The 18535-nt window shown below is 69.2% G+C and carries 20 protein-coding genes and 1 pseudogene; 6 read left to right on the plus strand and 15 right to left on the minus strand.

What is annotated here, in order from left to right; translation table 11 throughout:
- The coding region (gene egtE, locus H7J06_RS07540) for an ergothioneine biosynthesis PLP-dependent enzyme EgtE (RefSeq protein ID WP_264038100.1) at positions 1-1012 on the plus strand (1012 nt) is incomplete at its 5' end.
- Positions 1013-1024: 12 nt separating this feature from the next.
- Here the strand turns inward: egtE and H7J06_RS07545 are convergent.
- The 10 genes from H7J06_RS07545 to H7J06_RS07590 all read right to left on the minus strand — a co-directional run bounded on the left by H7J06_RS07545 (position 1025) and on the right by H7J06_RS07590 (position 9437).
- Positions 1025-1684: a class I SAM-dependent methyltransferase gene (locus tag H7J06_RS07545; RefSeq protein ID WP_264038157.1), complete on the minus strand. Its 660-nt coding sequence runs from the start codon at positions 1682-1684 to the stop codon at positions 1025-1027.
- Positions 1685-1788: 104 nt separating this feature from the next.
- Positions 1789-3267 carry a glutamate-cysteine ligase family protein gene (locus H7J06_RS07550; RefSeq protein WP_264038101.1) on the minus strand — a complete coding sequence of 493 codons (1479 nt, stop codon included), beginning with the start codon at positions 3265-3267 and terminating at the stop codon, positions 1789-1791.
- 35 nt (positions 3268-3302) lie between these two features.
- Positions 3303-3437 carry a DUF2256 domain-containing protein gene (locus H7J06_RS07555; RefSeq protein WP_264038103.1) on the minus strand — a complete coding sequence of 45 codons (135 nt, stop codon included), beginning with the start codon at positions 3435-3437 and terminating at the stop codon, positions 3303-3305.
- A 4-nt stretch (positions 3438-3441) separates the two neighbouring features.
- Positions 3442-4212, minus strand: coding sequence for a class I SAM-dependent methyltransferase (locus H7J06_RS07560; RefSeq protein ID WP_264038104.1), 771 nt, complete (start codon positions 4210-4212; stop codon positions 3442-3444).
- Positions 4213-4228: 16 nt separating this feature from the next.
- Entirely contained in the window at positions 4229-4618 is a 390-nt protein-coding gene (locus H7J06_RS07565) for a hypothetical protein (protein ID WP_264038105.1), read from the minus strand.
- 70 nt (positions 4619-4688) lie between these two features.
- Positions 4689-5543: an oxidoreductase gene (locus H7J06_RS07570; RefSeq protein WP_264038106.1), complete on the minus strand. Its 855-nt coding sequence runs from the start codon at positions 5541-5543 to the stop codon at positions 4689-4691.
- Positions 5544-5608: 65 nt separating this feature from the next.
- Entirely contained in the window at positions 5609-6331 is a 723-nt protein-coding gene (locus H7J06_RS07575; RefSeq protein ID WP_264038107.1) for a PadR family transcriptional regulator, read from the minus strand.
- Between the two features lie 92 nt (positions 6332-6423).
- Positions 6424-6954 (minus strand): PadR family transcriptional regulator, encoded by a 531-nt coding sequence (locus tag H7J06_RS07580; RefSeq protein WP_264038108.1) that lies wholly within the window; start codon positions 6952-6954, stop codon positions 6424-6426.
- A 78-nt stretch (positions 6955-7032) separates the two neighbouring features.
- Positions 7033-8598, minus strand: a complete 1566-nt coding sequence (locus H7J06_RS07585; RefSeq protein ID WP_264038109.1) for an NCS1 family nucleobase:cation symporter-1 — start codon at positions 8596-8598, stop codon at positions 7033-7035.
- 128 nt (positions 8599-8726) lie between these two features.
- A complete protein-coding gene (locus H7J06_RS07590) occupies positions 8727-9437 on the minus strand; it encodes a GntR family transcriptional regulator (RefSeq protein WP_264038158.1) in 711 nt (236 codons plus the stop codon).
- Between the two features lie 118 nt (positions 9438-9555).
- On the opposite strand from H7J06_RS07590, the gene H7J06_RS07595 reads away from it, so the two are divergent.
- The gene (locus tag H7J06_RS07595) at positions 9556-10881 is read left to right on the plus strand and encodes a carotenoid oxygenase family protein (RefSeq protein ID WP_264038110.1); all 1326 of its coding nucleotides are present in this window, start codon (positions 9556-9558) and stop codon (positions 10879-10881) included.
- 3 nt (positions 10882-10884) lie between these two features.
- Here the strand turns inward: H7J06_RS07595 and H7J06_RS07600 are convergent, their stop codons facing one another.
- Positions 10885-11322 carry an SEC-C domain-containing protein gene (locus tag H7J06_RS07600; protein WP_264038112.1) on the minus strand — a complete coding sequence of 146 codons (438 nt, stop codon included), beginning with the start codon at positions 11320-11322 and terminating at the stop codon, positions 10885-10887.
- A 125-nt stretch (positions 11323-11447) separates the two neighbouring features.
- Between H7J06_RS07600 and H7J06_RS07605 the strand changes: the two genes are divergently transcribed.
- Together H7J06_RS07605 and H7J06_RS07610 are read left to right on the plus strand one after the other, a co-directional pair.
- A complete protein-coding gene (locus H7J06_RS07605; protein WP_264038113.1) occupies positions 11448-11831 on the plus strand; it encodes a hypothetical protein in 384 nt (127 codons plus the stop codon).
- A 49-nt stretch (positions 11832-11880) separates the two neighbouring features.
- Complete coding sequence (locus H7J06_RS07610; protein ID WP_264038159.1) at positions 11881-12999, plus strand: cation:proton antiporter; 1119 nt, start codon at positions 11881-11883, stop codon at positions 12997-12999.
- Here H7J06_RS07610 and H7J06_RS07615 read toward each other — a convergent pair.
- Positions 12914-13897: an AraC family transcriptional regulator gene (locus H7J06_RS07615; RefSeq protein WP_264038114.1), complete on the minus strand. Its 984-nt coding sequence runs from the start codon at positions 13895-13897 to the stop codon at positions 12914-12916. The two genes, H7J06_RS07610 and H7J06_RS07615, sit on opposite strands and share 86 nt — an antisense overlap.
- A 219-nt stretch (positions 13898-14116) precedes the next feature.
- On the opposite strand from H7J06_RS07615, the pseudogene H7J06_RS07620 reads away from it, so the two are divergent.
- A pseudogene (locus tag H7J06_RS07620) lies at positions 14117-14383 on the plus strand (anthrone oxygenase family protein); the annotation flags it as partial.
- Here H7J06_RS07620 and lfrA read toward each other — a convergent pair.
- From lfrA to H7J06_RS07635, 3 genes are read right to left on the minus strand one after another with little or no spacing between them, the layout of a single operon-like run.
- Positions 14310-15983: an efflux MFS transporter LfrA gene (lfrA, locus tag H7J06_RS07625; RefSeq protein WP_264038115.1), complete on the minus strand. Its 1674-nt coding sequence runs from the start codon at positions 15981-15983 to the stop codon at positions 14310-14312. The pseudogene H7J06_RS07620 and the gene lfrA sit on opposite strands and share 74 nt — an antisense overlap.
- 55 nt (positions 15984-16038) lie before the next feature.
- On the minus strand, positions 16039-16611 hold the full coding sequence (locus tag H7J06_RS07630) for a TetR/AcrR family transcriptional regulator (RefSeq protein ID WP_264038116.1): 573 nt from the start codon (positions 16609-16611) through the stop codon (positions 16039-16041).
- A gap of 48 nt (positions 16612-16659) precedes the next feature.
- A complete protein-coding gene (locus H7J06_RS07635; protein WP_264038117.1) occupies positions 16660-17505 on the minus strand; it encodes an RDD family protein in 846 nt (281 codons plus the stop codon).
- 28 nt (positions 17506-17533) lie between these two features.
- On the opposite strand from H7J06_RS07635, the gene H7J06_RS07640 reads away from it, so the two are divergent.
- Positions 17534-18526 carry a stage II sporulation protein M gene (locus H7J06_RS07640; RefSeq protein WP_264038118.1) on the plus strand — a complete coding sequence of 331 codons (993 nt, stop codon included), beginning with the start codon at positions 17534-17536 and terminating at the stop codon, positions 18524-18526.
- Positions 18527-18535 lie beyond the last annotated feature (9 nt).

Consider the following 18535-nt stretch of genomic DNA (forward strand, 5'->3'; position numbering starts at 1 on the left):
CTGCTCGAGACAGTCCTCCGCCGCCGTCGACGCCGCGACCGCGCACGCCCGACACGAGGCCGAGGTCGGCGGATACGTCGCCGCCGATGCCGCCGCGCCCGCGCTGCACGCCGGCCGAGCCGCGGTCGGGGCGCTCACCGGCTTCGCCGCCGCCGACGTCGTCTTCACCACCGGCGCCACCCATGCGCTCCGGGTGGTGCTGGGTGACTGGCGGGGCGGCAAGACGGTGGCCTGCCTGCCCGGCGAATACGGGCCCAACCTCGCGGTGATGGCGCGGCTCGGCTTCGAGACCGTGCCGCTACCGGTCGACGGCGCGGGTCGGCTCGATCCCGACGCCGCCGCTCGCACCCTGGCCGAACGTCCCACTGCGCTGGCGCATCTCACGATGCTGGGCAGCCACCGCGGCACCGTCCAGCCCGTCGCCGCGCTGGCCGCGATCTGCCGCGAGCAGGGCATCCCGCTGATCGTCGACGCCGCCCAGGCGTTCGCCCACCTCGACTGCGCCGACCTTGGTGCCGACGCGGTGTACTCGACCTCCCGCAAGTGGGCCGCGGGTCCGCGTGGCGTCGGGGTGCTGGCCACGCGGTCCGGACTGCTGACCGACGACACCCTCGCCGGCCTCGCGGACGCCGAGGCGAACGTCGCTGCGCAGCTTGGCTTCTCGGTGGCCCTCGGCGAGCACGTCGCGGCGGGACCGGAGCGCGTCCGGGCCCGGCTGGCCGTCGTCGGTGCGCAGACGCGAACGGCGCTGGCCGACGTGCCGGGCTGGCGGGTGGTGGAGTCGGTCGACGAGCCGAGCGCCATCACGACGCTGACCCCGCCCGACGGCGTCGACCCGTTGGACGTGCGCGCGCGGCTGATCGCCGAGCACGGCATCGTCACCACCTTCGCCGGGGTCGGCCGGTCGCCCGGCGAGATGGCGGGCCCCGCGCTGCGGGTGTCCCCCCACGTCGACGTCACCGACGAGGAGCTGGGGACTCTCGCGGCAGCGCTGGTCGCCGTCAGCTCCTAGGTTTCCGGGTCGTCACCCCGCCTTGTGGGCCGTCAGCAGGAAGGCGGGCATCTTCGTGCGCCCCTTGTCATCCCGCTCGTGCGGCAGCTGGAACGGAGCGTCCGGTCCCGACGGCATGTTGGCGTGGATGAAGGCCGGCCGGATCTCGTCGACCTCCCAGTACTTGCCCACCGCGGCGCGCAGTTCGGGCTCGTCGACCTCGTTCGGCTTCTCCGCCACCTCGGCGGGGAAGGCGCCCTTGGCGAACACCAGGATGTAGTAGACCGCGCCGGGGGCGGCCGCCCGGTACACCGACTGCTGATAGCCGTCGCGACCCTCCACGGGCAGCGAATGGAACAGCGTCGAGTCCATGATCGTGTCGAAGCGGCCGTCGAAGCCGGTGAACGTGGTGATGTCGTCCTGCACGAAGGTCGCAGTCGGCAGGTTGCGTTCCGTGGCAGCCCGCGTGGCGGCGGCAACCGCCGTCGGCGTCAGCTCGATGCCCACCACGGTGTAGCCCTGAGCGGCCAGCGCCAGCGAGAGTTCGGCGTGCCCGCTGCCTGCGTCGAGCACCTGGCCCCGCACCTTGCCCGCGGCGATGAGGGCGGCCAGCTCCGGCTGCGGCTCGCCGATGTTCCACGGCGGTGCGCCCTCGAAGTGGCCCTCGCCTCGGTAGGCGCCGTCCCAGTCGATGACGTTGGAGTCAGATGCATCGGTCACGAATTCCAACGTACTCGCCGAGAGCCGGTGTGGCACTCAGCCCTTGGTGACCGATGGCGTGACCCGGCAGCCGTCGGTCACGACGGTCGGTCCCAGGTGTGCACGGGCTCGTTGCTGTGCATCCGCTCGCAGTACAGGCGCAGCATCTCGGCCAAGGCCTGCGGCCGAGCCAGTCCGCGGTCGTGCAGCGCGCGCACCGTCTCGACCTGCCAGAGGGCACCGTTGCGACCGGACTTGGCGCGGCCCTCGATGACGCCGAGGTAGCGGTCGCGTACGTCGGCGGCGACGCCCCACCGCTGCAGTCCTTCGTGGGCGAGGGGGAGCAGTTCGCGGAGCACCAGTTCGTCGGGCGTCACCTCGCCGTACCCCGGCCAGTACAGCCGTGCCGACATGCCGCTGCGCGCGGCGGAGGTGAAGTTCCGTTCTGCCGCAGCGAAACTCAGTTGCGACCAGATCGGTCGGTCGTCGTCGGAGAGGGCGCGCAGCGCACCGTAGTAGAACGCCGCGTTGGCGAGCATGTCCACCACCGTCGGTCCGGCCGGCAGCACCCTGTTCTCGACCCGCAGGTGGGGGCGACCGTCGACGACGTCGTACACGGGGCGGTTCCACCGGTAGATGGTGCCGTTGTGCAGGCGTAGTTCGGGAAGCGTCGGGGTGCGGCCGGCCGCCAGCTCGGCGACGGGATCCTCGTCCGACACCTCCGGCAGCAGCGACGGGAAGTACCTGACGTTCTCCTCGAACAGGTCGAAGATCGACGTGATCCACCGCTCGCCGAACCACACTCGCGGCCGCACGCCCTGGGTCTTGAGTTCCTCCGGCCGGGTGTCGGTGGCCTGGGCGAACAACTCGATGCGGGTCTCGGCCCACAGCTCGTGGCCGAAGAAGTAGGGCGAGTTGGCGCCCAGGGCCAGCTGCGGTGCGGCCAGCACCTGTGCGGCGTTCCAGTTCTGCGCGAACTCCGCCGGTGACACCTGAAGGTGCAATTGCATGCTGGTGCACGCGGATTCGGGGGCGATCGACGCCGCCTGCAGCGTCAGCCGCTCCGCCCCGCCGATGTCGATCATGATGTCCTCGCCGCGGGCGGTGAAGATGGAGTCGTTGAGCGCTTGATACCGCGTCGACTCGCTCATCCAGTTCGCCGCCAGATGCTCGGGCATCAGCGTCGGCAGGATGCCGATCATCACGATGTGCGACCCGTCGGCGTTGGCCTTGGACTCCGCGGCGTTGAGGCTGGCACGCACCTCGTCCTCGAGTTCGCGGCTCGAGCTGCCCCCGAGCGGACGCGGCGGCACGTTGAATTCGATGTTGTAGGCGCCCAACTCGGTTTGGAAGGCCGGATCGGCGATGGCGGCGAGCACGTCGCGGTTGGTCATGGCGGGTTGGTATGCGGCGTCGACGAGATTGCACTCGATCTCCATGCCGGTCAGTGGGCGTTCGCACTCGAAGCTCGACTGGGCGAGCATGGTCTCGAAGACGTCGAGGCTGAGCTGGACCTTCCGCCGGTATTGCAGCCGGTGTTCCCGGCTGTACTCGGTCTGCGTGACCTCTTCTCCCACGGCCCGAGCCTAGTGGCGAAACTCGGCGGGTCGCTTCACTTCGCCGTTCTCCGACAGCGCTCGGAGCAGTAGACGATCTGCTCCCACTGGCCGCGCTGTCGCCACTTCTTCCGGTTCTCGAAGGGCCGTCCGCACGTGATGCAGATCTTGACTTCGGCGTTCTTCGGCATCGTCCTAGCCGCGGCGACGCGACGCTACCGCGACCTGCGGACTGAGAAGTCCGCCGCGGAGTTCCATGGCGACGCCGGCGTGGGCGGCGAGGGTGCGCAGTGCCGAGGGGCTGTAGCTGCGCAGTGAACTGATGACGCCGTCGTGGACGAACGGGATGAACGGAGCCAAGGGGAGCATGGTCGCCAACCTGACCAGATGCAGCGGCGCCGGCGGCCGGGGCAGGTCGACGATCACCAGCTTGTCGGCGACGCGGGTCCCCTCGGCGATCACGCGAGCGGCCAGGGCCGGCGGCAGGTGGTGAAACGACAGCGCGAAGACGGCGAGGTCGAAAGTGCCGTCTGCGGCGTCTATTTCGGTGGCGTCGACGACGCGGACGGTGGCTCGCTCGACGGACCCCAGCGGCCCCGCCGCGATCGCCGCCACCGAGTCCGGTTCGACGTCGGTGACCGTGACGTGTGCGGTGGGGTGCATCTCCAACAGCTTGGCCGACAGGCCGCCGTGTCCCGCGCCGAGTTCGAGGATACGAGGGTCGGGCACCTCGGCGACCTCGTCGAGGGCGACGTGGGCGAACTTCTCGTGGTTGCCGAACCAGTCGCCGGTGAGCTCGAGCGCCCGGATCACGCTGCGCTTGCGTGAGTGGACGCCTGGATCATCGGAGTCGCGGTCGAGGTACTCGAGCCGGTCGGTCTCCAGGAAGCGATCCAGGCAGGACGCGGTAGGGCCGCCACGCGGCATGTCGGAGACGTCGACGTTCGACTGGCTCGTGCACCCCATGATGGACGGCGGCGAGTCAGAACTGCCCGGGAAACGGGACGACGGGCAGGTGCCCGCCCGGGACCTGCAACATCTCCGGCATCACCGGGCGCTCAGTGGGGACCCTCGCGCCGTCGCGGTAGACGAGCGTGCCGGCGTAGGTCCCGTTGTCGTAGTTGTCGTAGTAGAAGTGACCCTCGACGATGTACTGGCACTGAGTGTGCGTCGTCCCGTCCGGCGACGTGGGCCCGTTGACGAACACGCCGCCGAAGTCGGGCGCCTCGCATGCCGCCTGCGGGTCGGGCGCCGGCGCGGGCGGATCGGCGCGGGCAATCCCGCACAGAAGTAGCGGGCCGACGGCGCACGCGGCAGCCAGCGCTGCGACCCCACGGCCGCGCGCAATCGCAGAGGCGTTGATCAGCGGCACCTTCCGGTCGTGGTGATGACCCGACGACGCCACTGTAGCGGTGAGTCGGTGCGACGTCGTCGGGTTCGGGTTAGGGGTTGAAGTCGTCGGGGAGTTCGATGTCGGCGACGGCGAGGTTCTCCTCCAAGTGGGCGACCGACGAGGTGCCGGGAATCAGCAGCACGTTGGGGGCGACCGCCAGGGTCCAGGCGAGCGCGATCTGGGCCGGCGTGCGGCCCAGGTCGGCGGCCGCCTTCTTCACCGCCGGGTTGCCGAGGACCGGGTTGTCGTCGTTGAACGCCGAGCCAAGCGGGAAGAACGGGACGAAGGAGATGCCGCGCTCGGTGCACAGGTCCAACACCGGTTGCGACGTGCGGTCCACCAGGTTGTAGGCGTTCTGGACGGTGACGATCTCGGTCCGGTCGAGCGCGTGTCGCAGGTCGTCCTCGTTGACGCTGGACAGGCCGATACCGCCGATCAGGCCCTCGTCACGGGCGGCGATCATTGCCGTCAGCTGGCGGTCGAACAGCTCGTGGTCGACGACGCCGGGCGAGCTCGGGTCACCGGAGTGGATGCGCAGGTTGACCGCGGCCAGCTGGTCGACGCCCAGCTCGCGCAGGTTCAGCTCGATGTCGCTGCGAAGGTCCTCGGGTTCGGCCGCCGGGACCCAGTTGCCCTCCCCGTCGCGACGGGCACCGACCTTGCTGACCAATGCCAGCCGATCGGAGTACGGATGCAACGCCTCGCGAATCAGTTGGTTGGCGACGTCCGGGCCGTAGAACTGGGCGGTGTCGATGTGGTCGACCCCGAGTTCGACGGCGCGGCGTAGCACCGCGATGGCCTGGTCGTGGTCGCGCGGCGGGCCGAAGACGCCGGGTCCGGGCAGCTGCATGGCGCCGAAGCCGACGCGGTGGACCGTGAACGAGCCGAGGGGGAAAGTCGTCATGCCCCCATCCAACAGCGAAAGGGGCGCATTCAATCCGAATGCGCCCCAATTCGACTCGATCGTCGTTACTCCGTCTCGCCGAGGATGCCGTAGATCTCGCGGCGGGCATTGTTGACGACGTCGACGATGCGCTGCTGCTGCTCGGGGGAGGCGGCGTGCGCGGACTGCGCGACCGCACCCATCAGCTGGCCGACGGCGCCACGCAGGTTCGCATGGCCGGGATCGGCACCGTCGGTGATCTCCTCCCACGGTGGGGTCTCGATCTTCTCGGCGGCTTCGCGGCCGGCGTCGGTGAGCTCGAAGAGCTTCTTGCTGCCCTCGCCGGGTGCGCTCTTGATCAGGTCCTCGTCGACGAGCAGCTGAAGGGTGGGGTACACCGAGCCGGGGCTGGGCTTCCACAGGTCCTGGCTGCGTTCGGCGATCTCCTGGATCATCTCGTAGCCGTGCATGGGCCGTTCGACGAGCAGCGACAGGATGGCGGCGCGGACGTCGCCGCGCTTGCCGCGACCGCGACCGCGGCCGCCGCCACGTGGGCCGCCGAACCCGGGACCGCCGAAGCCCGGGCCGAACCCGGGGCCGAACCCGGGGCCGCCGAAACCGCGTCCGAAGCCTCGACCGAAGCCGGGGCCGAAGCCACCGAAGCCGCCGTCGGTGCCGGCGTCGTGCTCGAGGATGGCCTCGCGGAAGCCGCGCCGAGCGGCATGCCGGCGTTCGTGCATGGCGCGCCGGTCGACGGGTGCGAACCCGAAACCGAAGGCGCCGTTGGGGGGTGTGAATGGGGTGTTCATGTGTGTGTCTCCTTGGCCGGGAAACGCCGAATGCGCTTCCGATACGTTGACGATATATCGGAAACTATCGCGATGCAACCATTTGAGGGGAGTTAGTTCTTCGTCCGCTCGTCGATGGCCGTGACCTGGGCGCGCGCCCAGTCGCCCTCCATGGCCGCCGCCCGGAGCCCGTACTCCAGCGCCGCCCCGCCGAAGAACTCGGCGTCGCTGTCACCCCACGGCGCCAGCTCGTCGCGCAGCGCGCTGAGCCGGGCCAGCTCGGAATCGGCGTGGCCGGCCACGCTCACCATGTACTCACGGGCCTGCGCGCGGGGGATCTCGCCGAGGAGGAACACGCGCAGCAGCGACGCGCTGCGGTGGGGCGGGTCGTCGCGGGGATTGGTCACCCACCGGACCAGTTCGGTCCGTCCGGCGTCGGTGACGCGGTACTCCTTGCGTCCGCGCGGGCCGACGTCGGAGACCTCGATCAGGCCGTCCGCGGCGAGCTTGTTCAACTCGCCGTACAGCTGACTCTGGGTGGCGGGCCACACGTTGGCCATCGACTGCTCGAAGCGGCGCAGCAGGTCATAGCCACTGCCGGGGTGCTGGGCGAGGAGGCCGAGGGCGGCGAAGCGGAGGCTCACGAGACGAGCGTACGGCCCGACGTTCCAGTTGTGGAATGTCGGGCCGTACGGTGTGTCGCGGGGAGGTCGGGCAGCGCCCTACGAACCCTCCGCGTCGACGAGCGTGGCGCCCTCCGGCAGCCGCAGCGCCGTCGACCGCCACGGACCCCGGGTGGCCAGCAGGTAGTACAGGGCCAGGGCCACGCCGCAGCCGATGAACCAGCTGTACTGGGCGGCGCCCGCCATGCCGAAGACGATGCCGCCCAACAACACCGGCGCCATGGCCAAGATCGCGCCGACGACGGTGGCCGTCACGGCCGACAGGTTGTAGCCCTTGGAGTACCAGTAGTTGGAGGTCGTGGACATGGTGAACAGGTCGTCGACGACGATCTTCTGCTTGCGGATCAGATAGAAGTCGGCGATCAGCACGCCGAACAGCGGGCCGATGAAGGCGCCGAGGGTCTCCAGGGTGTAGTGGATGACCTCGGGGTTGTTGTAGAGGTTCCACGGCGTCAGCAGCACCGAACCGACGGCGGCGATCATGCCGCCCATCCGCCAGCTGATCTTCTGCGGGCTGACGTTCGAGAAGTCGAAGGCGGGCGAGATGAAGTTGGCCACGATGTTGATGCCGATGGTGGCGATGGTGAACGTCAAGGCGCCCAACACGATTGCGGTCACGCTGTCGATCCGGGCCACCGTGGCAACGGGGTCGGTGAGCAGTTCGCCGAACACCGGCACCGTCGCGGCCGCCGTCACGACGACGAGCAACGAGAACACCAGGAAGTTGACCGGCAGGCCGAGGAAGTTGCCCTTCTTCACCGCCGCGTAGCTCTTGCCGTAACGGGCGAAGTCGCCGAAGTTGAGCATCGGGCCGGAGAAGTACGACACCACCAGTGCGATGGCGCCGAGCATCACGACCAGCGTGTTGCCCTTCTTCTCACCGCCGAGGTTCAGGCTGACGTGCCATCCCGACTTCCACAGCAGGTAGCCGCAGAGGATGAACATCACCACGTAGACAGCCGGCCCGCAGAAGTCGATGAACTTGCGGATGGACTCCATGCCGCGCCAGAACACGGCGGCCTGCAGGATCCACAGCAGGGTGAAGCTGCCCCAGCCGAGCAGCGACAGGCCGGTGAAGCCGTACTGGTCGACGTCGGCGTAGGGCGCGAGGCCGGGGAACAGCTTGAGCAGCACCACGTCGAGTGCCGCCGAGGCCAGGTATGTCTGAATTCCGTACCAGGCCACCGCAATCAGCCCGCGGATGATGGCCGGGATGTTGGCGCCGAGCACGCCGAAGGAGCTGCGGCACACCACGGGATACGGCACGCCGGCCTGCTGGCTCGGCTTGGCCACCAGGTTGCAGAGGAAGTAGACGATGACGATGCCCACCAACAATGCGATCAGGACCTGCCAGCTGGCCAGGCCGAGCGCGAACAGGCTGCCCGCGGTGACGTACCCGCCGACGCTGTGCACGTCGGACATCCAGAACGCGAAGATGTTGTACGACGACCAGGTCTGCTTGCCGAGCGGCGCGAGGTCCTCGTTGGTCAGTTGCGGGTCGTAGTCGTCCTTGATCACTCCGCTGCCGACCGGATGGCCTGCGGCCTCGACCATGTCGCCGACGGCAATCACCGCGCTTGGCGGTGGTTCCTTGACGTTCGTCATTGCTAGCTCCTGATCGTGTGCACGTGTTGCGATGCGATGTGGGGAAAAGCTAGCGGCGAGTTGTTGCGGTGCCGTTGCGGCGAAAATATATTCTCGTCGCAACCGTCTTCGCAGGCCGTCGACCGATTTCAGTGCTCGTCGGCGACGAGCCCCGTGTCGACGGGCAACGTGGCCACCACCTCGTTGAGCCTGCGGTGGTGCGCGGCGCTGGTGGTCAACAACCGGTCGACGTCACGGGCGAGGAAGGCGTCGAGCATCTCGCCGTGGTCTTCGTGCAGGCGTGCGCGCTGGGAGTGCTCGACGTGGACCATCACCTGCACGGGTTCGGTGATGTTCCAAGCTGATTCGAGCATGTGAATGAGCCGGAGCATGCCCGACGGCCGGGTGAGGCCCATGTGGAAGATTCGGCTCTGCCGGTGGTAGGTCTGCGGATCGTCTTCCGTCACGGCGTCTTCGAGCAGTTGATTGGTTCGCGTGACGTGCGCGCGTTCGTCGTCGGTCGCGCGGACGACGGCGGCGGCCAGCGCGGCGGACTCCAACGTCTCGCGGACGATGTACATCTCGGCCAGTTCGCTGGCGGTCAACTGCGCGACGGCGTAGCCGACGTTGGTCTGATGCGCGACCAGGCCTTCGCCGGTCAACGTCTTCAGGCTCTCCCTGACGGGGATGGGGCTGACGCCGAACAAGTCGGCGACCTCGCTGACCGGGATGGGGGTGCCCGGCGGCACCGCGCCGTCGAGGATGACGCGGCGAAGCTCGTCGACGATGCCCTGCTGGGAGAACCCGGCCCGGTTCACCGCGAGCGGCAAGGCCCAGGCGGAGTGGCGGCGGGCCGACATCGCCTCATCCTGCCCCGTTTCGGGCGCGGTGGCGACGAATCCACATTCCACCATTGACATGTCAATCATGGAGTGTCATGGTGGACGAGTCCCACCCTCAGCCCAGGGAGCATCCGACATGACCGACACCCAGCAGGCCGAGTTGCTCGGCACCGGCACCTTCTTTCAGCGCGGCAACTACGCACCGGTGGCCGACGAACTCACCGAATTCGACCTGACGGTCGAGGGGTCCATTCCGCCCGAACTGGACGGTTGGTACCTCCGCAACGGTCCCAACCCACGCACGCCGACCGGCCACTGGTTCAGCGGCGACGGCATGATCCACGGCATCCGCGTCGAGAACGGGCGCGCCGCCTGGTACCGCAACCGCTGGGTCCGCACGGACAGCTTCGAGAACGACTTCCCGCTCTACAACGCCGACGGCACGCGCAATCTGCGGTCGGCGGTCTCCAACACCCACGTCGTCAACCACGCGGGCAAGACGCTGGCGCTGGTGGAGTCGTCGCTGCCGTACGAGGTCACCAACGACCTCGAGACGGTCGGCGCCTACGACTTCGGTGGCCAGCTGGTCGACTCGATGACCGCCCACCCCAAGATCTGCCCCACCACCGGGGAGATGCACTTCTTCGGATACGGCAACCTGTTCGAGCCCTACGTCACCTACCACCGCGTCGACGCCGACGGGACGTTGACCGTCAACCGGCCGGTCGACGTCACGGCGCTGACGATGATGCACGACTTCGCGCTCACCGCCGAGCACGTGATCTTCATGGACCTGCCCATCGTGTTCAACGTCGAGGCGGCCGGCGCAGGCGACATGCCCTTCCGCTGGGACGACGGGTACGGGGCGCGCCTCGGCGTCATGCGACGCGACGACCCGTTCGGTCCGATCCGCTGGTTCGAGATCGACCCGTGCTACGTGTTCCACGTCGCGAACTCCTACGACGTCGGCAATACGATTGTGCTGCAAGCGGTTCGGTACCCCGAGCTGTGGCGTGGCCACGCCGGCTTCGACCAGGACGCGACGATGTGGACCTGGACGATCGACCTGACCACGGGCACGGTCGGCGAGCGACAGCTCGACGACCGGGCGGTGGAGTTCCCCCGCATCGACGACCGGCTCGCGGGCCTTCAGGCGCGTTACGCCGTCTCCGTCGGCAAGGACAAACTCGTCCGTCACGACCTCACCACGGGTAGCGCCGTGGAGCATCCGTTCGGCACGGCGGCCTCACCCGGTGCGCCCGGCGAGGCGGTCTTCGTCCCGGGCAGCGGGCCGGCCGACGAATCGAGCGGCTACTACCTGGGCTACGTCTACGACGCCGCGCGCGACGGCAGTGATCTGGTGATCCTGGACGCGTCCGACTTCGCCGGAGCCCCGGTCGCCACCATCAAGTTGCCGCAGCGGGTGCCATTTGGCTTCCACGGCAACTGGATTGGCGCCTAGCGGTCAGACGGCAGGCGCGGCCAACGGCGGCCGCCCATGGCACGACCGGAACCGGCTGCCGCTGCCGCAAAAGCACGGATCGCTGCGGGGGATCGGCAGCATGTAGACGTGGTCCTCGTGGACCCGCGCCATGGCGTCCTGCAGCCGGTGGGTCGGAGCGGGCATGTGCCGGTGCGTCAGCCAGGCGATCGCCACGGCCAGCGCCCCGAGCAGCATGACGATCTTCACGGCCTCACCCGAGGCCCGGCGAAACCGGAACCAGGCGGCGACCTCGATGCTGTGACGTTCCAGCGCCTTCGCGATCTGCTCGGTGGACGGCATGCCGGTCCGAAGCTCGTCGAGCAGAGCGTCCTGCAGGCGGCTCAGCTCGACGAGCGTCATCTCGACGAGCACGGCCTCGACGTGCGCGTCGGCCGACAACACGTCCCCAGATGTGTACATACGTCCCCCCGAACACTTACGTCTCCCCAGACGTTCTCATTGAAGACCCTAATGCCGATCGTCGCTCGGCGAATGGGGGAAATCCCTCGCATCGTTCCCACAGGCATCCGGTTTAGGGTGTCCGGATGGCGGTCAAGTGGCTCGACGATCCGGAGGACCACGACTACGAGGCGGCCGCGGACTATCTGAGCCTGATCAGCGAGCCCGAGGCCATCACCGCCACGGTCGACGCCCTCAAGTCGGCGCAGACGTCGCAGCGCAAGGCCAAGGACGTCCTGCGAGCCGCCCGACTGGAGCTGCTGCCCGCGACGAATCCCCGCGTCAAGACCGACCTCGCGAAGATCGACGCGGGCAAGAAGCTCTCGCCGGTGCTCCTGGTACGCGGCAAGGTGCTCGACGGCGTGGCGCTGCAGATCGCCGACGGCTACCACCGGGTCTGCGCCAGCTACCTGACCGACGAGAACACCCCCATCCCATGCCGTCTGGTGTCCTGGCAGACCCCGGGCTGACGTGACACCCATCGGGTTCGGCACGCTGGCGCTGATCGTCGTCGCGGCCATGGTGGGTCCGCTGCTGGCGTCGGTTCCCCGGTTGCGTCTTCCCGTCGTGGTCGGCGAGCTTCTGGCCGGAATCGTGTTGGGCAAGACCGGATTCGGGCTACTGGATCACACCGACCCCACGTTCGAACTGCTGGCCAACGTCGGCTTCGCCTTGGTGATGTTCGTGGTCGGGACGCACGTGCCGATCCGCGACCGCGCGCAACGCTCGGCGGCACCGGCCGCGCTGCTGCGCGCCGTCGTGGTCGGCGCGGTCGCGGCCTGTCTGGGGGTCGGGCTCGCCGCGGTCTTCGACACCGGGCACGCCGCGCTGTACGGCGTGCTGATGGCGTCCTCGTCGGCCGCGCTGGCACTGCCCGTCATCGACGACCTGAAGCTGACGGGCCCGGCCGTCCTGTCGGTCACCGCACAGATCGCGGTGGCCGATGCCGCCTGTATCGTGTTGCTGCCCTTGGTGATCGACCCGGCGCGCGCGCCCCGAGCCGCGCTCGGCGCAGTGGCCATCGGGATCTGCGCGGTGGTTCTGTTCTTCGTGCTGCGGTGGGCCGACGCGAAGGGGTTCCGCAAGCGGCTGCACAAATACTCGGAGAAGCAGAAGTTCGCTCTCGAGCTCCGTCTGAACCTGGCGATCCTGTTCGGGTTGGCAGCACTGGCCATCGGTACGCACGTCTCGATCATGTTGGCGGGCTTCGCCCTTGGTCTGGTGGTCGCGTCGATCGGTGAGCCGCGGCGGCTGGCGAGGCAGCTGTTCGGCATCACCGAGGGATTCTTCGGGCCGCTGTTCTTCGTCTGGCTGGGCGCCTCGCTGCAGGTGCGCGACCTGGGGCAGCATCCACAGTTCATCGGGCTCGGGGTGGCGCTCGGGATCGGGGCGATCCTGGCCCACGCCGTCGGCCGCCTCCTCAAACAACCGGTCACGCTGGCAGTGTTGGCGGCGGCGCAACTCGGCGTGCCGGTCGCGGCGGCGACGGTGGGTACGGAGCAGCACTTGCTGCTTCCAGGGGAACCCGCCGCGCTGGTGCTGGGGGCGATCGTCACCATCGCGGCGGCGTCGGTGGCCGGTGTCGTCGCGGCCCGCGCCAACCGGGCGACGCCGCAGCCCGGTGCGCGTTCGGGCTGACGCCGTAGGCACGCTTGAACGCGCTGCTCAAGGCGAACGGGGTGCCATAGCCGACCTGGTGGGCGACCGAGGCGATGGTCGCACCGCTGGCCCGCAGCAGATCGGCGGCCAGCGCCAGCCGCCAGCCGGTGAGGAAGGCGATCGGTGGTTCGCCGACCTGCTCGACGAACCTGCGGGCGAACAGGGCGCGCGAACAACCCACGGCTCCAGCCAGATTGGCGACCGTCCACGGATGCTCCGGATTCTCGTACATCAGCCGCAGCGCGGGACCGACGACGGGATCGTGCGCGGCGTGCCACCAGGTGGGCGCCTGCTCGTCGCGGTCGAACCACGTCCGCAGCACGTCCATCAGCACCAGGTCCAGCAGGCGGTCGAGATACGCGGCCTGCCCGGGACCGTCGCGTCCTGCCTCGTCGGCGAGCAGCGACACCAGGGGGCTCTGCCACTCGTCACCACGAAGCACCAGCACCGTCGGAAGTGCATGCAGTACCCGCGAACTCACCTCGCTTCGACCCTCGTAGGCGCAGACGACGGCGCGGTCGGCGCCAGACGTCGCGTTGCCCCAGGTGCGCACGCCGACCGACATCTCGAAGCGCAAATCCTCCCCGCGCAGCGTCGTGCACCGATTCCCCGGGTGCACCACCACCTGAGGCTCGGTGAGCGCCCGGTCGGCGAACGCGTAGTGCTCCACCCCGCGCGCGAGGGCGACGTCACCGGCTACGAGATCCCACGAGCGCCCGGAGTCGGTCACGATGACGGCGCTGCCCTGCGTCATGGCAATCAGCGTGAGCGGCGCGTCGTCCTGGATGCGCATCGACCACGGCGGATCCAGGGACAGCCGCAGCACGAACGCGCCCCGGGCGCGCACCCCGTCGAGAAGTCCGCCGAGCGCATCCACGCCCTCGAATGTAGACGCTCGCGTATGTGCGAGGGACTCCTGACGATGGAGCGTCTCGGCGTTACGTACTTGACTGGGCGCATGTCGCCGAGCCCCTACCTGATCGCCACCGCCGCTGCCGCCGTCACGACCGCGGTCGTCGGTGGCATCTTCTTCGCCTTCTCCACCTTCGTGATGACGGGGCTCGACCGCGCCCAGCCCGCCGAGGCGCTCGCCGCCATGCGCGGGATCAACGCCGAGGCGCAGGCCAACGTCCCGTTTCTGGCGGTGTTCGTCGGCTCGGCGGTTCTCGCGCTGGGCGTCGGCGTCGCCGCGGTGTGTCGGTTGTCCCAGCCGGGCACGGGTTACGTGCTGGCCGGAGCGATCCTCGGGCTGGTGGCCTTCGTCGTCACGATGGCGTTCAACGTTCCGCTCAACGATCACCTTGCCGCGGTGGATCTTTCGGGTCCCGCAGCGGACGCGTCGCGGGAATGGCGCGCGTACGTGGGGCCGTGGACGGCGTGGAATCACGTGCGGACGGTGGCCCCGCTGCTCGGGTCGGTGCTGATGCTGGTCGGGCTGCGCGGCCGCTGACTCCGCGGAAGGCCAGCGCCACGACGCCCGCCGCAATCAGCGTGAGCACCGCGGCGATGGTCGCCGTCGGCGCGATGCCCGCGTCGAATGCGACCCGGGCCGAGTCCATCAGCCGACCACTCAGCGCGGGCGGCAACGTCTGCGCCACCGAGGCGGCGCCGCCGATGCTCTCCCGGGCGTCGGCAGTCTGCAGCTCGGTGAGACCGCCGGGCAGTTCGACGTTGGCGCGGTAGTACGCCGTGAAGATGGTGCCGAGGGTCGCCGTGCCGACGACCGCACCCAGCTCGTAGGCCGTCTCCGACACCGCCGACGCGGCACCGGACTTGGCAGGCTCGACCGACGCCACGATGGTGTCGTTGGAGATGGTCTGGGACACCCCGACGCCGATCTCCAGGATCACGAACGAGACGACGACCGCCACCACCGTGAGGTCGTGCCGGAACATCAGGATGGCCAGGAACCCGGCGGCGACCAGCACCAGGCCGGCAATCATCAGGGCATGCGGCGCAATGCGTTTCGCGACGGGAACTACCGCGATGCCGGCGATCATCGAGAGCACGGCGCCGGGCAGGGTGACCAGTCCGGCGGCCAGCGGGCTCAACCCGAGCACCAGCTGAAGGTGCTGAGAGATGAAGAAGATGAACCCGATGAGACCCACGATCGACAGGAAGTTGGCCAGGATCGACGACGTGAACGCGCTGTTGGCGAACAGTTCGACGTCGAGCATCGGGGTGGCGGTGCGGCGCTGGCGGCGGACGAACAGCATCCCGGAGCCGACGCCGATCACGACGGCGGCGACGACGAGACCGGACAGGCCGTCGTGTGCCGCGGACTTGACGGCCCAGACGACCGGCAGCATGGTCGTCAGCGTCAGCAGCACGCTGACCAGATCCAGTGGGCCCGGATTCGGATCCCGGGACTCCGGCACCAGTCGGGGCGCCAGTACGAGAAGCGGCAGCAGGATGGGGACGGCGACGAGGAACACCGCGCCCCAGTGGAAGTGCTGCAGCAGCGCCCCGCCGACGATGGGGCCAAGCGCCGAGCCGGCCGTGAAGCACGACGCCCACAGCGCGATGGCCAGCCGGCGAGCGGAGGCGTCCATGAAGATGTTGCGGATCAACGACAGGGTCGACGGCATCAGCATGGCGCCGAATACGCCAAGCAGTGCGCGCGCCGCGACGAGGTATTCGGCGCTGGGGGCGAAGGCCGCGGCGACCGACACGACCGCGAAGCCGCCCGCGCCGATCATCAGCAGCCTGCGGCGGCCGATGCGGTCACCAAGGCTGCCCATCGTCACCAGCAGGGCCGCGAGCACCAGGGAGTAGACGTCCACGATCCACAGCTGGGTGGTGGCCGGTGGCCGGAAGTCCTGCGCGATGCTGGGCAACGCGAACGCGAGCACGGTGTTGTCGACGGCGATCAGCAACACGGGCAGCATGAGCACCGCGAGTGCGAACCAGGCGCGCCGCGGGGTGGGGATGGACGTCGGGGTGGCGTCCATTCGGATGGACATTTCGATTCTCCTGAGAACTACTGAAACTTCTTCGCTGGGGTGAAACCCCTTGGCGTCAAGACTGATTCGGGTTGATGGTGCCCTGGGTGAGACTGGCCATGATGGCGTCGACCACCTGGACGCGGGGAGCGCCCTGGCGCGCGGCGTCGTGGCCGGCGTCCAAGAGCGCCCAGAAGACCAGCCGGGGCCATCCCGGCGGTCCGGCGGTGCCCTGGGTGGCCACCCGGTCGAGCACCTCGACGATCAGTTCGTCGCCGGTGTCGAGTTCGGCGGTCAGCTCGTCGTCGCGCACGATCGACGAGTCGCAATAGACGAACGACGCGATCGGGCCCAGGTCCAGCTGACACTCGACCACCCGGCGCAACGCCTCGACCGGAGGCCCGCAGTTGGGCTCGGCACGCTCGATGGCCGACTTGCTCAGCTCGTGGACGTGCAGGGCCAGGGCCCGCAGAAGGTCGGTGCGCTCGGCGAAGTACCGGTGCAACGTGCTGCGGCCCACGTCGGCCGCCGCGGCGACGTCACCGAGGGACGCGTTCGGATTGGTGCCGAGCACGTCCATGGCGGCGTCGAGAATCGCCTTGCGGGTCCTCGAGCGCGGGCCACCGATGGACGACAACGACGCAGTCATGTACACCAAAATAGCACATCTGACCCATAATGAGACAACCATGTCCCACTATGACGGGGTGGTGAACCCTCCGGGCGGCCCGGCGAGGCTCGCCGGGGGTGGCGGGGCCTGCGGCGCGGGCGGCCACGAGGTGGGCGAGGCAACCGGCCGCAGGCGGGCGAGCTCGCGACGATGCCGCTCGGCCAGCACGGCCGCCAGCACCAGTGGCGGGGGTGCCGAGGCCGGCGGCGGCGGGGAAATCTGCGAGACGACCTCGGCGTAGATGCGGTGTGCCATCTGGTCGCGCAGGGTCGGCTCGAGCTGACCCGCCCGCGAGAGGAACTGACGGGCCAGCTCCGCCTGCTCGGGTCGCAGCCCCGACAACTGCAGCGAGGACGCCCACCACGCCAGGTCCGGCGGCATCGGAACGGGCGGCGGCATCTTTGGTCCGCGCTCGGTGATCACCATGGTGCCCGCGAACACGTCGCCGATCCGCTTGCCCTTGGCCGACAGCATGCTGCAGACCACCGCCGGCGCCCCGGCGAACGCCCAGATCTCGATGAAACCCGACAGCCCCCGAAACAGCGCCTGGCGGAAGCGTTCCGGGCCGCCGTCGTCGGAGACGACGCGCAGGCCGAGTGCCATCTTGCCCAGTGATCGGCCCCGGGTCGCAACCTCGAAGACGACGGGATAGCCGACGAAGCTCAGCACCGTGAAGACGATGAGCACCGCCGCCGACAGGGCGTCGTCGAGGTCGGAGATGGTGAGGGCCCACAGCGCGACGCCGATGAGGTAGGCGACGAAGACCACCGTCAGGTCGATCAGCGCGGCCAGGGCGCGCACCGGCAGTTGGGCGATTTGGACGTCCAGGACGACGGCGTCACCCGTGACCATCGGCTCGGGCTTGGCCACCATGGCACCCCACGCTACTAGGCTCGCCCGTGTGGACGTCGACGCATTCGTCCTGGCCCACCGACCCGCGTGGGACAGGCTGGAGGATCTGGTCAAGCGTCGCCGCACACTGACCGGCGCCGAGGTCGACGAGCTGGTGGACCTCTACCAGCGCGTGTCGACCCACCTGTCGATGGTGCGCAGCGCGTCGAGTGACTCGGTGTTGGTCGGCAGGCTCTCGGGCCTGGTCGCCTCGGCGCGGTCGGCGGTCACCGGTGCCCACGCCCCCGTGTGGAGCGAATTCACCCGCTTCTGGACGGTGTCCTTCCCCGTCGTGGCATACCGCGCGTGGCGCTGGTGGCTCGGTGCGGCGGTCGCGTCCTTCGTCGTGGCCGTCCTCATGGGCAGCTGGGTGGCCGGCAACCCCGAGGTGCAGGCCGCCGTCGGAACCCCCTCCGACGTAGCGGAATTGGTCAACCACGACTTCGCCTCCTACTACAGCGAGAACCCGGCGGGCTCGTTCGCCCTGCGGGTGTGGATCAACAACTCGTGGGTGGCGGCGCAGTGCATCGGCTACGCGGTCGTGCTGGGTCTGCCGATTCCGTACGTGCTGTTCCAGAACGCGGCCAACGTCGGAGTCATCGGTGGACTGATGTTCGACGCGGGCAAGGGCGACGTCTTCCTGGGCCTGCTGACCCCGCACGGCCTTCTCGAGCTGACCGCGGTGTTCCTCGCCGCCGCCGTCGGGATGCGCCTCGGGTGGTCGGTGGTGTCACCCGGTGACCGGCCGCGGGGCCAGGTGCTGGCCGAGCAGGGTCGTGCCGTGGTCTCGGTCGCCGTCGGACTGGTCGTCGTGCTGTTGGCGTCCGGTCTCATCGAGGCGCTGGTGACGCCGTCCCCGCTGCCGACGTTCGTGCGCATCGCGATTGGCGTCGTCGCCGAGATCGGGTTCCTGGCGTACGTGGTCCACTTCGGCCGCAAGGCCGCGCGCGCCGGCGAGACCGGTGACGTCGACGACGCCCCGGACCTGCTCCCGACGTCCTGATCGCGGGCG

Source organism: Mycolicibacterium hodleri, assembly GCF_025822245.1.
GTDB lineage: Bacteria > Actinomycetota > Actinomycetes > Mycobacteriales > Mycobacteriaceae > Mycobacterium > Mycobacterium hodleri.